The sequence below is a fragment of the Pseudomonas sp. KBW05 genome, from assembly GCF_003852405.1.
Classification (GTDB): Bacteria; Pseudomonadota; Gammaproteobacteria; order Pseudomonadales; family Pseudomonadaceae; genus Aquipseudomonas.
Genome location: NZ_QAJM01000019.1, coordinates 122,634 through 137,057 on the forward strand (window position 1 = coordinate 122,634; position 14,424 = coordinate 137,057).

General features: G+C 61.2%; 10 protein-coding genes. 6 read left to right on the forward strand and 4 right to left on the reverse strand.

The window, feature by feature from the left end; genetic code table 11:
- Positions 1 to 183: 183 nt before the first annotated feature.
- The 6 genes from DBR46_RS18995 to DBR46_RS19020 all read left to right on the forward strand — a co-directional run bounded on the left by DBR46_RS18995 (position 184) and on the right by DBR46_RS19020 (position 9,795).
- Complete coding sequence (locus DBR46_RS18995) at positions 184 to 1,353, forward strand: efflux RND transporter periplasmic adaptor subunit (protein ID WP_124527421.1); 1,170 nt, start codon at positions 184 to 186, stop codon at positions 1,351 to 1,353.
- Entirely contained in the window at positions 1,350 to 4,445 is a 3,096-nt protein-coding gene (locus tag DBR46_RS19000) for a multidrug efflux RND transporter permease subunit (RefSeq protein ID WP_124527422.1), read from the forward strand. The genes DBR46_RS18995 and DBR46_RS19000 overlap by 4 nt, the downstream gene beginning before the upstream one ends.
- A 31-nt stretch (positions 4,446 to 4,476) precedes the next feature.
- Positions 4,477 to 5,154 (forward strand): heavy metal response regulator transcription factor, encoded by a 678-nt coding sequence (locus DBR46_RS19005; protein WP_124527423.1) that lies wholly within the window; start codon positions 4,477 to 4,479, stop codon positions 5,152 to 5,154.
- The gene (locus DBR46_RS19010; protein WP_124527424.1) at positions 5,144 to 6,508 is read left to right on the forward strand and encodes a heavy metal sensor histidine kinase; all 1,365 of its coding nucleotides are present in this window, start codon (positions 5,144 to 5,146) and stop codon (positions 6,506 to 6,508) included. Before DBR46_RS19005 ends, DBR46_RS19010 begins: the two co-directional genes overlap by 11 nt.
- Positions 6,509 to 6,892: 384 nt before the next feature.
- On the forward strand, positions 6,893 to 8,215 hold the full coding sequence (locus DBR46_RS19015) for an OprD family porin (RefSeq protein WP_124527425.1): 1,323 nt from the start codon (positions 6,893 to 6,895) through the stop codon (positions 8,213 to 8,215).
- A gap of 86 nt (positions 8,216 to 8,301) precedes the next feature.
- Positions 8,302 to 9,795: a sensor domain-containing diguanylate cyclase gene (locus tag DBR46_RS19020; protein WP_124527426.1), complete on the forward strand. Its 1,494-nt coding sequence runs from the start codon at positions 8,302 to 8,304 to the stop codon at positions 9,793 to 9,795.
- A 194-nt stretch (positions 9,796 to 9,989) separates the two neighbouring features.
- On the opposite strand, the gene lpxC is transcribed toward DBR46_RS19020, so the two are convergent.
- The 4 genes from lpxC to DBR46_RS19040 form a co-directional block, all read right to left on the reverse strand.
- Positions 9,990 to 10,901, reverse strand: coding sequence for a UDP-3-O-acyl-N-acetylglucosamine deacetylase (gene lpxC, locus DBR46_RS19025; protein WP_003171886.1), 912 nt, complete (start codon positions 10,899 to 10,901; stop codon positions 9,990 to 9,992).
- Between the two features lie 112 nt (positions 10,902 to 11,013).
- Positions 11,014 to 12,210 (reverse strand): cell division protein FtsZ, encoded by a 1,197-nt coding sequence (ftsZ, locus tag DBR46_RS19030; RefSeq protein WP_017738690.1) that lies wholly within the window; start codon positions 12,208 to 12,210, stop codon positions 11,014 to 11,016.
- Between the two features lie 66 nt (positions 12,211 to 12,276).
- Positions 12,277 to 13,539 carry a cell division protein FtsA gene (ftsA, locus tag DBR46_RS19035; protein ID WP_017738691.1) on the reverse strand — a complete coding sequence of 421 codons (1,263 nt, stop codon included), beginning with the start codon at positions 13,537 to 13,539 and terminating at the stop codon, positions 12,277 to 12,279.
- A gap of 15 nt (positions 13,540 to 13,554) precedes the next feature.
- Positions 13,555 to 14,424 carry a cell division protein FtsQ/DivIB gene (locus tag DBR46_RS19040; protein WP_026137037.1) on the reverse strand — a complete coding sequence of 290 codons (870 nt, stop codon included), beginning with the start codon at positions 14,422 to 14,424 and terminating at the stop codon, positions 13,555 to 13,557.

Consider the following 14,424-nt stretch of genomic DNA (forward strand, 5'->3'; position numbering starts at 1 on the left):
ACCCGAGTTGCGAGCCACAATGGCTGGAAGTATACCTGCGCACCTCAGATCTTTGACCAACGTCGTACGAATGGTCAGGCGCTAACTGTCGTGGCTGTCAGATAGCGGTCACTTTACTGACCGGGTCTACGCGCTATAAATACTCCCCCGTCTCTCCATTCCCTGCCCTGGCGCCTTACAAGCATGCACACCCTTAAAAGAAGAACTGTATTGATCGTGGCAGTCCTGCTGGTACTGGCTGTCGCGGCCTGGGCGTTGACCCGGCCCGCCAAGACCAGGTTGGTGGCTTCCACGGCCGTGCCAGTACGGGTGATGAAAGTCGTTGAGCAAGACCTGCCACGTTATGTCACGGGGATCGGCTCGGTGCTGTCGCTGCACAGTGTGGTAATCCGCCCGCAGATTGATGGCGTTCTCACCAAGCTGCTGGTCAAGGAGGGTCAGTTGGTCGAGGCCGGCGACCTGCTGGCAACCATCGACGACCGTTCGATCCGCGCCAGCCTCGACCAGGCCAGGGCGCAATTGGGGCAAAGCCAGGCGCAACTGCAAGTGGCGCTGGTCAATCTCAAGCGCTACAAGGACCTGAGCGTCGATGACGGCGTGTCGAAACAGACCTACGACCAGCAACAAGCGCTGGTCAACCAGTTGAAGGCGACGGTGCAAGGTAACCAGGCCGCTATCGATTCTGCCCAGGTACAACTTTCCTACACCCAAATACACTCGCCAGTCACAGGTCGCGTTGGCATTCGCACCGTGGATGAAGGCAACTTCCTGCGTATGAGCGACGCCCAGGGGCTGTTCTCAGTGACCCAGATCGACCCGATTGCCATCGAGTTCTCCCTGCCGCAGCAGATGCTGCCGACACTGCAAGGCCTGATCGCCGCCAGCGACCCCGCCCGCGTCGATGCCTACCTGGGTGCCGATACCGAGGGCGCCAACAGCGACCTGCTGGGCCAGGGCCGCTTGAGCCTGATCGACAACCAGATCAGCAGCACCACCGGCACCATCCGCGTCAAGGCCGAATTCCGCAACAACGCGCAGAAGCTGTGGCCTGGGCAACTGGTGACGGTCAAGATCCAGACCGCACTCGACCGCAACGCCCTCGCCGTCCCGCCCACTGTGGTGCAACGCGGCCTCGACGCGCACTTTGTGTACCGCGTCAACGGCGACAAGGTGGAAATCGTGCCGGTGCAGGTGGTGTATCAGGACAGCGATCGCAATATCCTCAAGGGCATCCAGGCCGGTGATGTGCTGGTCAGCGACGGTCAGTCGCGGCTCAAGGCGGGGGCCCAGGTGGAGATTCTCAAGGACACGCCCCAGGTGAACCAGACCGCCGATATCCAGGTGCAACCATGACGTCGCGGGGTTCGATTTCCGCCTGGTGCATCGACCGCCCGGTCGCCACCTTGCTGTTGACGTTCGCCTTGGTGCTGCTTGGGCTGATTGCCTTCCCTAAGCTACCCATCGCCCCACTGCCGGAAGCGGAATTTCCGACGATCCAGGTCACCGCACAGTTACCCGGAGCCAGCCCCGACACCATGGCATCGTCGGTCGCCACGCCGCTGGAGGTGCAATTCAGTGCCATCCCCGGCATGACCCAGATGACCTCCAGCAGTGCCCTGGGCTCCAGCCTGCTGACCCTGCAATTCACCCTCGACAAAAGCATCGACACTGCTGCGCAGGAAGTCCAGGCGGCGATCAACACCGCCGCCGGCAAACTGCCCAGCGATATGCCAAGCCTGCCGACCTGGCGCAAGGTCAACCCGGCGGACAGCCCGGTACTCATTCTCAGTGTCAGCTCCCATGACATGCCCGGCACCGAACTGAGTGACCTGGTGGAAACCCTGCTGGCCCGGCAGATCAGCCAGATCGACGGCGTCGGCCAAATCAACATCACCGGCCAGCAACGCCCGGCGATCCGGGTGCAGGCCTCGCCCGACAAACTCGCCGCCATCGGCCTGACCTTGGCCGACGTGCGCCTCGCCATCCAGCAATCGAGCCTCAACCTGGCCAAGGGCGCGCTGTACGGCAAGAACAGCGTCTCGACCCTGGCGACCAACGACCAACTGTTTCACCCGGACGAATACGGCGACCTGATCATCTCCTACAAGAACGGCGCTCCGGTGCAGCTGCGTGATGTGGCCAAAGTGGTCAACGGTTCGGAAAACGCCTACGTCCAGGCGTGGGCCGTGGACACGCCCGGCGTCAACCTGGTGATCACCCGCCAACCCGGCGCCAACATTGTCGAGACCGTCGAGCGTATCCAGGCCGAGCTGCCGCGCCTGGAGGCGATGCTGCCCGCGTCGGTGCAGGTCAGCGTATTGATGGACCGCACCACCACCATCCGCGCCTCGTTGCACGAAGTGGAAATGACCCTGCTGATCGCCGTCTTGCTGGTGGTCGGGGTGATGGCGATTTTCCTGCGCCAGTGGTCGGCAACCCTGATTGTGTCCAGTGTGCTGGGGGTGTCACTGATCGCCAGTTTTGCCCTGATGTATGTGCTGGGTTTCAGCCTGAACAACCTGACCCTGGTGGCCATCGTGGTCGCCGTGGGGTTTGTGGTGGACGATGCCATCGTGGTGGTAGAGAACATTCATCGCCACCTCGAAACCGGCCTGGACAAACGCGAGGCGGCGCTCAAGGGCGCCAGCGAAATCGGCTTTACCGTGGTGTCCATCAGCGTGTCACTGGTGGCGGCTTTCATTCCGTTGCTGTTCATGGGCGGGGTGGTCGGCAGGCTGTTCAAGGAGTTTGCCTTGACCGCCACCTCGACCATTCTGATTTCCGTGGTGGTGTCCCTGACATTGGCCCCGACATTGGCCGCACTGTTCATGAAAGCACCGAGCCATCGCCCCCACGACAAGCCCGGTTTTGGCGAGCGCCTGCTGGCGGCCTACGAACGCACCCTGCGCCGCGCTCTCGCCCACCAACGCACGATGGCGGGCATCTTCATGCTGACCCTGGCATTGGCTGTGGTGGGTTATGTGTTTATCCCCAAGGGTTTCTTCCCGGTGCAGGACACCGGTTTTATCCTCGGCACCAGCGAAGCGGCGGCAGACGTGTCTTACCCGGACATGGTCGCCAAGCACAAGGCGCTGGCAGAAATCATGAAAGATGACCCGGCCGTACGGGCGTTCTCCCACTCGGTGGGTGTGACCGGCAGCAACCAGACCATCGCCAACGGCCGCTTCTGGATCTCCCTCGTGGACCGGGGTGACCGGGATGTGTCCGCCAGCCAATTTATCGACCGCATCCGGCCCAAGCTGGCCAAGGTACCGGGGATCGTCCTGTACCTGCGCGCCGGCCAGGACATCAACCTCAGTTCCGGCCCCAGCCGCAGCCAATACCAATACGTGCTCAAAAGCAACGACGGGGCGACGCTGAACACCTGGACCCAGCGCCTTACCGAAAAACTGCGGTCAATCCCCGCCTTCCGCGATATTTCCAACGACCTGCAATTGGGTGGCAGCATCACCCACATCAGCATCGACCGTCGCGCCGCCGCACGTTTCGGCCTGACCGCCACCGATGTCGACCAGGCGCTGTACGACGCCTTCGGCCAGCGCCAGGTCAATGAGTTCCAGACCGAAATCAACCAGTACCAAGTGGTGCTGGAACTGGACACCCAACAACGCGGCAAGGCCGAAAGCCTGAACTACTTCTACTTGCGCTCGCCACTGACCAACGAAATGGTGCCGCTGTCGGCCTTGGCCACGGTGGATGCGCCCACGGTCGGGCCGTTGTCCATCAGCCATGACGGCATGTTCCCGGCGGCCAACCTATCGTTCAACCTGGCGCCCGGGGTGGCGTTGGGGGATGCGGTGATCCTGCTCAACCAGGCGAAAAACGAGATCGGCATGCCGGCTTCGATCATCGGCAACTTCCAGGGCGCAGCGCAGGCGTTCCAAAGCTCGCTGGCCAGCCAACCGTGGCTGATCCTTGCGGCGCTGGTGGCGGTCTACATCATTCTCGGCGTGTTGTATGAGAGCTTTGTACACCCGCTGACGATCATCTCGACGCTGCCCTCGGCGGGCCTGGGAGCACTGATCATGCTGTGGCTGTTGGGCCAGGACTTTTCGATCATGGCGCTGATCGGCCTGGTGCTGTTGATCGGCATCGTCAAGAAAAACGGCATCCTGCTGATCGACTTCGCCCTGGAGGCCCAGCGCGAGCGGGGATTGTCGCCTCACGATGCAATCTTCGAAGCCTGTATCACGCGGTTCCGGCCAATCATCATGACCTCCCTCGCCGCGTTGCTCGGTGCTTTGCCGCTGATGCTCGGCTACGGCGCCGGCGCGGAGCTGCGCCAGCCGCTGGGTATCGCGGTGGTCGGCGGCCTGCTGGTGAGCCAGGCGCTGACGCTGTTCACCACACCGGTCATATACTTGTACCTTGAGAAGTTCTTCCACAGGCCCAAACCAGCGCTTGAGCTGGCGACCACACATTAAGGCCTAGGCCCCGTCCTGGAACAAAAGGCTCATGCGCGTCCTGATTATTGAAGATGAAGAAAAAACCGCGGACTACCTGCACCGCGGCCTGACGGAGCAAGGCTACACCGTCGATGTGGCGCGCGAAGGCGTCGAGGGGTTGCACCTGGCGCTGGAAAACGACTACGCGGTGATCGTGCTCGACGTCATGCTGCCGGGCCTGGATGGCTTTGGCGTATTGCGTGCGTTGCGCGCCCGCAAGCAGACGCCGGTGATCATGCTCACCGCCCGCGAACGCGTGGAAGACCGCATTCGCGGCCTGCGTGAAGGCGCCGATGATTACCTCGGCAAGCCTTTTTCCTTCCTGGAACTGGTGGCGCGCCTGCAAGCCCTGACCCGCCGCAGCGGTGGCCATGAACCGGTACAGGTCACAGTCGCCGACCTGTGGATCGACCTGATCAGCCGCAAGGCCAGTCGCAATGGCCTGCGCCTGGACCTGACCGCCAAGGAGTTCTCGCTGCTCAGCGTGCTCGCGCGACGCCAGGGCGAGATCCTCTCCAAGACCGCAATTGCGGAAATGGTCTGGGACATTAATTTCGACAGCGACGCCAACGTGGTGGAAGTGGCGATCAAGCGCCTGCGTGCCAAGCTGGACGGGCCGTTCGAACAAAAATTGCTGCACACCATTCGTGGCATGGGCTATGTGCTGGAGAGTCGCAGTGTCGACTAACTCAATCGCGCTGCGCCTGAGCGGCATGTTCACCCTGGTGGCGCTGCTGATTTTCGTATTGATCGGCGGTGCGCTGTATCAACAGGTGGACCGGGGCCTCGGCCTGTTGCCGGAGGCTGAACTGGATGCGCGCTACAGCGTGCTGGAGTCGTCGGTGGGCCGCTTCGGCACGCCCGATCATTGGGCCAAGATCACCAGCAAGCTCAAGCTGCTCAGTGAAGAAGACAAGCGCATCCGATTCTGGGTGGTCAGCAGCGATCCGTCCTACGAATATGGCAGCCCCGATGCGCAGATCCGCGCCTTTGCCGAAGGCGGTAGCGGCAAGCGCGATTTGCGTCTGCCAGGCTACGACCATCCGTTCAAGGCGCTGGTGAGCCAGTTTCCGGCCAAGGACCAGCGGCCGCCGTTGCGTTTCATCATTGCCATCGACACCGAAAACTTCCACGCCACCCAGCATCAGTTGCTGATGGCGCTGATCGGCCTGGCGTTTGTCGGTGTGGTGCTGGCCGCGCTGCTGGGGTTCTGGGTGTCGCGAATCGGCCTCAAGCCGCTGGGCAAACTCTCGGATGAGGCGCAAAAACTGGCGCCGCCAAAACTCTCCGGGCGTCTGCAGTTGTCACCGCTGCCGCCGGAATTGAGCCAGTTCGTCAACTCGTTCAACGCCACGCTGGATCGTGTGGAACTGGCCTATTCGCGCCTGGAATCGTTCAACGCCGACGTAGCCCATGAGCTGCGCTCACCGCTGACCAACCTGATCGGCCAGACCCAAGTGGCGCTGACGCGCGGCCGCTCGGCGGAGCATTATTTCGAGGTCCTGCAATCCAACCTCGAAGAGCTGGAGCGCCTGCGTTCAATCATCAACGACATGCTGTTCCTCGCCAGCGCCGACCAGGGCAGCAAGGCCACCACGCTGATTGAAAGCTCGCTGGCCGACGAAGTGGCAACCACCCTCGATTACCTGGACTTCATCCTTGAAGACGCCCAGGTCCAGGTGCGCGTACGCGGTGACGCCACGGTACACATCGAAAGAGCCCACCTGCGCAGGGCCTTGATCAACCTGCTGAGCAATGCGGTGCAGCACACCGCGCCAGGGCAGGTCATCGATGTGAAGATAGACCTGCAGGCAAACCGCGTGGCAATCGCGGTGACCAACCCTGGCGACGTGATCGCCAGCGAGCACTTGCCACGGCTGTTCGAGCGGTTCTATCGAGTTGATGCGTCGCGCAGCAACAGCGGCGGCAATCACGGCCTGGGGCTGGCCATCGTCAAGGCGATTGCGCTGATGCACGGCGGTGATGTGTTCGTGCGTAGCGAAGGCGGCGGCAATACCTTTGGTATCACCCTGCCCGTCTAGACACCTCGGATAAAAAATGTGGGAGCGGGCTTGCTCGCGAATACGGTGTGTCAGTGATACATAAGTTGACTGACCCACCGCATTCGCGAGCAAGCCCGCTCCCACATGGACTCTGCTTCTTTGCCACTGTTGCGATTTGGGCAACAGTCATTATCTTGTTACACTCTGTATCGCACCGCTCGCCTGCGTTAATTTGACGCACCGATGAGCGCGACGGCAAAGACAGTTATCCGCTTACCCGAATTTCCCTCGACTTATTTCCAGGGCTCTACACTGGGAATCTGTTTTAAAGCCGCTGACTTCAGCGGCTTTTTTTTGCCGTAAAAAAGGCCAGGAACACCCCCACGACATGGCCGTTTTCGATTGACCAAAGGAGCTCCACCGGTGAAGAACTCGCTGACGTTCACCCCGCTATTCCTGGCGATTGCAGCAACGATCGCCCCTCTCGCCCACGCGGCAGACACCACCCCCGCCGACGGTTTCGTCGAAGGCTCCCACCTCACGATCAACACCCGCAACTACTACATGAACCGCGACCGTCGCGATATTCACACCGATGACAGCAAGGAATGGGGCCAGGGTTTTCTCGGCACCTTTGAATCCGGCTACACCCAAGGCACCGTCGGCTTTGGCCTGGACGCCCACGCCATGCTCGGCCTCAAGCTCGACGGCGGTGGCGGCACCGACGGCTCCAGCATCCTTCCCTACGGCGGTGGCAACGGCAAGGCGCCCGGCTCGTTCTCGACCGCCGGCGGCACCTTGAAAATGCGCGCATTTGACACCGAGCTGAAGGCCGGCGACCTGTTCCTCAACAACCCGGTGATCGCCGGCGGCATGACGCGCATGCTGCCGCAGACTTTTCGTGGCGTCAGCCTGAACAACCACAGCTTCGACGGCTGGATGTTCGAAGGCGGCCAGGCCAGCTTCACCAAACTCTACAACCAGAGCGGCCACCAGCGCATCGGCACCAGCTACGGGGCCCTGCCAAGCCATACCGACGCCCAGCACATCAACTGGGCCGGCGTGTCATTCAGCGGTACCCCCGGGCTGACCAGTAACCTCTACGCCTCCGAACTCAAGGACGTGTGGAACCAGTACTACTACGACCTGGACTACACCTACGCCCTGAACGACCTGGTCAGCCTCAACCCGGGCCTGCACTACTACCACACCCAAGACACCGGCCAATCGCTGCTGGGGGATATCGACAACAACACCTACAGCCTGCACTTCACCGTCGGCGTGGGTCATCACAGCGTCACCGCCGCCTACCAGCGGGTCAACGGCAACACGCCGTTCGACTACATCACCCAGGGCGACAGCGTGTACCTGGACAACTCCCAGCAATACTCGGACTTCAACGGCCCCAACGAACGGTCGTGGAAACTCAAGTACGCCTACGACTTCGCCGGCCTCGGCCTGCCTGGCCTGACCTCGGCCGTGTCCTACATCAGCGGCAAGACCGACCTGACCAAGGTCGACCCGCAAAGCCGTGGCTACAGCCGCTGGTACAGCGCCGATGGCAAGGACGCCAAGCATTGGGAACGGGACATCGACCTCAAATATGTGGTGCAAGGCGGCAAGGCCAAGGACTTGGCCGTGCGCCTGCAATGGGCGACCAACCGCGGCAGCAACGGTTATTCGGCGGTGGACAATGACGTGGATGAGTACCGCGTGATCGTCGACTACCCGATCAACGTGTTCTAAGCCGCGAACTTTCTTTCTTAACCAACTATTTAATTTTCATCGGGTAGCACTAAACTGCCAGCATCCCAAGTGCTGAAGTCTGCCCGATGAGCCAAGACCGTGGTCGTACCCTGCCTTTACGCCCAGAGCTATTGCTGCTGCTGGGCAGTGGCCTCACTGTCGCCCTTATCATGGTCATTGTCGCGGCGCTGCTGATCCGCGAGCACGCCAGCACCCTGCAGGCGGCGAAGCGCGCCACCACCAACATTACCCAACTGATCAATGCCGATGTGCTGCGTAACGTCGAACTCTACGACCTGGCGCTGCAAGGGCTGATCGCTGCCACCACGCGCAAGGACTTGGCACAGGTGCCGGTGGATATCCGACACCTGGTGCAGTTTGATCAATCCACGGCAGCGCCCTTCAAAGGTGAGGTGTTGTTGCTGGACGCCAATGGCGCGGTGGTTGCCGACTCTTCGACGCTGTGGCCAACGCCACGTAATTTCGCCTACCGCGATTATTTCCAGATTCATCAGAACAACGCCCAGGCAGGCCTGTTTATCAGCCGCCCGTTCAAGATCCGCTGCGCCTGCGATCAAGTGTGGCGCATCGCGTTCAGCCGGCGCGTATCGGGGCCAGACGGTGAGTTTGCCGGCGTTGCCGTGGCCACCATGCGCCTGGCGTATTTCGATCAGTTGTTCAACCGCCTGACCATCGGCAATGGCAGCAGCGTGAACCTGATGAACACCCACGGCATTCTCCTCGCCCAACAGCCGTTGCTGGAACGCGACATGATCGATAAGGACCTCAGCGACCGCCCCAACTTCAAACGCATGTTGCGCGAAGGTGAAGGCAGTTTCCGGGCGATCTCCTCCATGAGCGGCAAAGAACGCTTGTACACCTTCAGCAACGTCGGTGAACTGCCGCTGATTGTGGTGGTGGCCCTGTCCAGCGAAGACGTATTCGCGCCCTGGGAACGCGCCGCACTGTTGACCGCCGGCGCCACCGGCGTGTTGTGTATCGGCTTGTTGTGGTTGACCTGGATGCTGCGCCGGGAACTGCGCCGCCGTTATCGCACCGAGCGGGTGCTGTCAGAACTGGCAGCCACCGACGCCCTCACCGGCCTGGCCAACCGCCGTATCCTCGACGAGCGCCTGCGCCTGGAATGGGACCGCGCGCAACGCTCGGCCGAGCCGATGACACTGCTGATGATCGACGTGGACCACTTCAAGGCCTTCAACGACCGCCACGGCCATCATGGCGGCGATGAGGCGTTGCGCACCGTGGCCCAGGTGATCGGCACCAATATCCGCCGCCCCGCCGACTTGGCAGCACGTTATGGCGGTGAGGAGTTTGCAGTGGTGTTGCCGCACACCGATGCCAAGGGCGCCGAGGTGATCGCCGAACATATCCGCAGCGGCATTGAGCACTTGCCTAGGGTGGCGGGCGATGAGCGGCCGATCACGGTGAGTATTGGGATGAGCACGTGGGACAAGCGCAGCCGTATGTCGTTGGAGGCGTTGTTGTTGAGTGCGGACCAGGCGCTGTATGAGGCCAAGCATACCGGGCGCAACCGGATTGTGGATGCTGCGACCCTCTGACTTGTAAATGAGGTCCAATGTGGGAGCGGGCTTGCTCGCGAATGCGGTGGATCAGTAACAGATGCAATAACTGACACACCGCATTCGCGAGCAAGCCCGCTCCCACATTTTGATCTCCATAGGCAGTGGGCAATCGGCATAAAAAAAGGCCACCCGAAGGCAGCCTTTCAAAACTAAAGAAAGAGAGTTGTTACTTACACCGCCGCAACGGGACGCATGTAAGAGATCGGTGCGGTGCTGGCATCTTCGAAGGTCACGACTTCCCAAGCGTCTGTCTGCTCAATCAACTTGCGCAGCAGCTGGTTGTTAAGGGCGTGGCCCGACTTGAAGCCTTTGAACTCGCCTATCAGGCTATTGCCCAGCAGGTAGAGGTCACCGATTGCATCGAGGATCTTGTGCTTCACGAATTCGTCTTCATAGCGAAGGCCGTCTTCGTTCAGTACACCATCCGCGTCGACCACAATGGCGTTTTCAACGCTGCCGCCGAGTGCGAGGTTGTGCTTGCGCAGGTACTCGATGTCACTCATGAAACCAAAGGTACGGGCGCGGCTGACTTCTTTTACGAACGAAGTGCTGGAAAAATCCACGCTTGCACTTTGGGTGCGGTCACGGAATACCGGGTGATCGAAATCGATCTCAAAGCTCACTTTAAAGCCTTCGAACGGGACGAAGGTGGCGCGCTTGTCGCCGTCTTCTACTGTCACTTCCCGCAGAATGCGAATGAACTTCTTGGCTGCGTCCTGTTCTTCCAGGCCGGCAGATTGAATCAGGAATACGAAAGGTCCAGCGCTACCATCCATGATCGGGACTTCAGACGCGGAGAGCTCGACGTAGGCGTTATCGATGCCCAGGCCAGCCATGGCCGAGAGCAAGTGCTCCACCGTGTCCACTTTGACGTCACCGTTGACCAATGTGGTCGACATGGTGGTTTCGCCAACGTTTTCCGCGCGAGCAGGAATCTGCACCACAGGGTCCAGGTCGGCACGAACAAACACGATGCCGGTGTCGACAGGTGCAGGTTTGAGGGTCAGGTATACCTTCTCCCCGGAGTGCAGACCTACACCTGTGGCACGGATAATATTCTTCAGGGTGCGTTGTTTAATCATGGCTTGGACCGCTTGAGCGCAAATTGCGAACTGGTATCAACAAAGGCTGGCGATAATAGCAGACCAGACCTTTGCTGAACACCAATCACCTTCATAGCCCTGATACATTCCATCAATCGGCCTGACGACGCAGGAATGCCGGGATGTCCAGGTAGTCCAGATCATCTTGCGGATTCGGGCTACGGGACGCCGCAGCACCGGCCTGAGCCTGGTTGCGCATCACGGTCGGACGGTCCAGGTCACGGTAGTTCACCGACGGCAGTTCCTGGCGCGAAGGCGCTGGAGCGGCAGCCGCTTGGCTCACCTGGCTGGTGTGCAGGGTGTTGTCGATGACCTTCACAGGCTTCTCGATCTTGGCACCCAGGCCGGTCGCAACCACGGTCACGTGCAGTTCGTCGCGCATGTCCGGGTCGATAACGGTACCGACTTTGACCATGGCGTGCTCGGAAGCGAAGGCTTCGATGATGCTACCCACGTCGGAGTACTCACCCAGGGACAGGTCAGGACCGGCGGTGATGTTCACCAGGATGCCGCGTGCGCCTTGCAGGTTCACGTCTTCCAGCAACGGGTTGCGGATGGCCGCTTCAGTGGCTTCACGTGCACGGTTCGGACCGCTGGCGCAGCCAGTGCCCATCATCGCCATGCCCATTTCGCTCATCACGGTACGTACGTCGGCAAAGTCGACGTTGATCATGCCTGGGCGCTTGATGATGTCGGAGATACCGCGAACGGCACCGGCCAGTACATCGTCAGCCTTGGCGAATGCGGACAGCAGGCTCGCGTCCTTGCCCAGGATAGTCAGCAGCTTCTCGTTGGGAATGGTGATCAACGAGTCGACGCTTTCAGACAGCAGACGGATGCCTTCGTCGGCGATCTGCATGCGCTTGCGGCCTTCGAACGGGAACGGACGTGTCACGACAGCGACAGTCAGAATGCCCATTTCCTTGGCCACTTCGGCAATGATCGGCGCTGCACCGGTACCGGTACCGCCGCCCATGCCCGTGGTGATGAACACCATGTTGGTGCCTTGCAGCACTTCGGCAATACGCTCGCGGTCTTCCAGGGCGGCTTGACGGCCGACTTCCGGGTTGGCGCCAGCGCCGAGGCCTTTGGTCACCGCGGTGCCCAATTGCAGGATGGTCCGCGCGCCGATGCTTTTCAGCGCCTGGGCATCAGTGTTGGCGCAGATGAATTCAACGCCTTCAATGTTGCTCTTGACCATATGGTTGACAGCGTTGCCGCCGCCACCGCCGACACCGATCACTTTGATGACCGGGCTTGCGGGGATGTTGTCTACGAGTTCGAACATGTTCCCTCTCCTTTCGTTTTCTCTAGTTTTTTCGCCTACTGCTTCCAGCGGTGTTGCGGTAAAGCTTTAAAAATTGCCTTTGACCCACGCTTGCAGACGCTCGAACAACGGCGCTTTCGCCTCGTCGTCACTGCGGTAGCTGTCGCGGATGCTCGGGCCCGACAGGGAAATGCCGTCGGTCTGCTTTTGCAGGCCGTACAACAGCAAGCCCACGCCAGTGGAATAAATCGGGTTGCGCACCACGTCGCCCAGGCCTTTGACGCCATGGGGCACGCCCAGGCGCACCGGCATGTGGAAGATTTCCTCGGCCAGTTCGACCGCGCCTTCCATCTTCGAGGTGCCACCGGTCAGCACGATGCCGGCCGGGATCAAATCTTCGTAGCCGCTGCGACGCAGCTCAGCCTGGATCAGGGTGAACAGCTCGTCGTAGCGCGGCTCGACCACTTCGGCCAGGGCCTGGCGCGACAGTTCGCGCGGTGGACGGTCGCCCACGCTTGGCACCTTGATGGTCTCGCCGGCACCGGCCAGTTTGGCCAGGGCGCAGGCGTAGCGGATCTTGATTTCTTCGGCGTACTGGGTCGGTGTGCGCAGCGCCATGGCGATGTCGTTGGTCACCTGGTCACCGGCAATCGGGATCACGGCGGTGTGACGGATCGCACCTTCGGTGAAGATCGCGATGTCAGTGGTGCCGCCGCCGATGTCCACCAGGCACACGCCCAGTTCTTTTTCGTCGTCGGTCAGCACGGAGTAAGCCGATGCCAGCTGCTCCAGAATGATGTCGTCGATTTCCAGGCCGCAGCGGCGCACGCATTTTTCAATGTTCTGTGCGGCGTTGACGGCGCAGGTCACCACGTGGACCTTGGCTTCCAGACGTACGCCCGACATGCCCAGGGGCTCGCGAACGCCTTCCTGGTTATCGATCACGTAGTCCTGCGGCAGCGTGTGCAGCACGCGCTGGTCAGCCGGGATCGCCACGGCCTGGGCAGCGTCGAGTACACGCTCAAGGTCGGCGGCGCTGACTTCACGGTCGCGGATCGCCACGATGCCGTGGGAGTTCAGGCTGCGGATATGGTTGCCCGCAACGCCGACGAACGCCGAGTGGATCCGGCAACCGGCCATCAGCTGCGCTTCTTCGATGGCGCGCTGGATCGACTGCACGGTGGACTCGATGTTCACCACCACGCCCTTCTTCAGGCCCCGGGACGGATGCGTGCCGATACCGACGATCTCGATTACGCCGTCTTCTCCGACCTCGCCGACCAGCGCCACCACCTTGGAGGTGCCGATATCGAGACCGACGATCATTTTGCCGCTTTGCACGTTTGCCATGGGTCCTGCCTCTTCTTAATTCTTCGCGACAGCGGGTTGCGCTGCCGTGGGCGCAGCCGGTTCACGCCAGCCGACGGCAAGGCCGTTGGCGTAACGCAGGTCGACGCTCGCAATGTTCGTAATCTGTTCTTTCAAGGTCTTGTCATAGATGGCAATAAAGCGGCGCATCTTTTCCACCAAGCGGTCGCGTCCCAGCAACAACTGGATGCCCGGGCCGGAACTGCCGGCCCCGGTGGTCAAAAACCAGCTGCCCCGCTCACGCAATTCCAGGCGTGCAATGGAGAAGCCCATTGGCCGCAGCATCTGGCTCAAGGCCTGATACTGCTGCATCACTTGCTGCTGCGCCCGCTGCGGCCCGAACAACTGCGGCAGGTGCTCGTAGTTGGCCAGTTCACGCGGCGTAAACGCCTGGCCCTGGTTGTTCAACAGCGCTTCGTCACCCCAACGGGCCACGGGCAGTTGTTCTTCCAGGCGGATCGTCACCTGGTCCGGCCAGACGCGGCGGACTTCGGCGTGGGCGATCCACGGCATCTGTTCCAGCTCACCGCGCATACCGGCCAGGTCGATGGTAAAGAAGCTCGCCGCCAGGTACGGGCCGATGCGCTGCTGTACCGCCTGCTGGCTGATGTAGCTCAAGTCGCCCTGCACGCTGATCTTGGTGATCGGCCGGTCGGCATACGGCAACAGGCGCTGCGCGCCCTCGTAGGTGCCGAAGCCCAACACCACCAGCAACACCGGCCAGAACAGCGCCTTGAGAAAACCAAAGTTGGCTTTCGGCAGGCGCGCCGACATCGGCTCTTTAGCCACCATGCGGCTGGCACCCCGTGGCACCGGCTTGCGGCCGGGTGCTGGGGGTTGCTGATGTCGAAGCGATGCGCCGTTCAT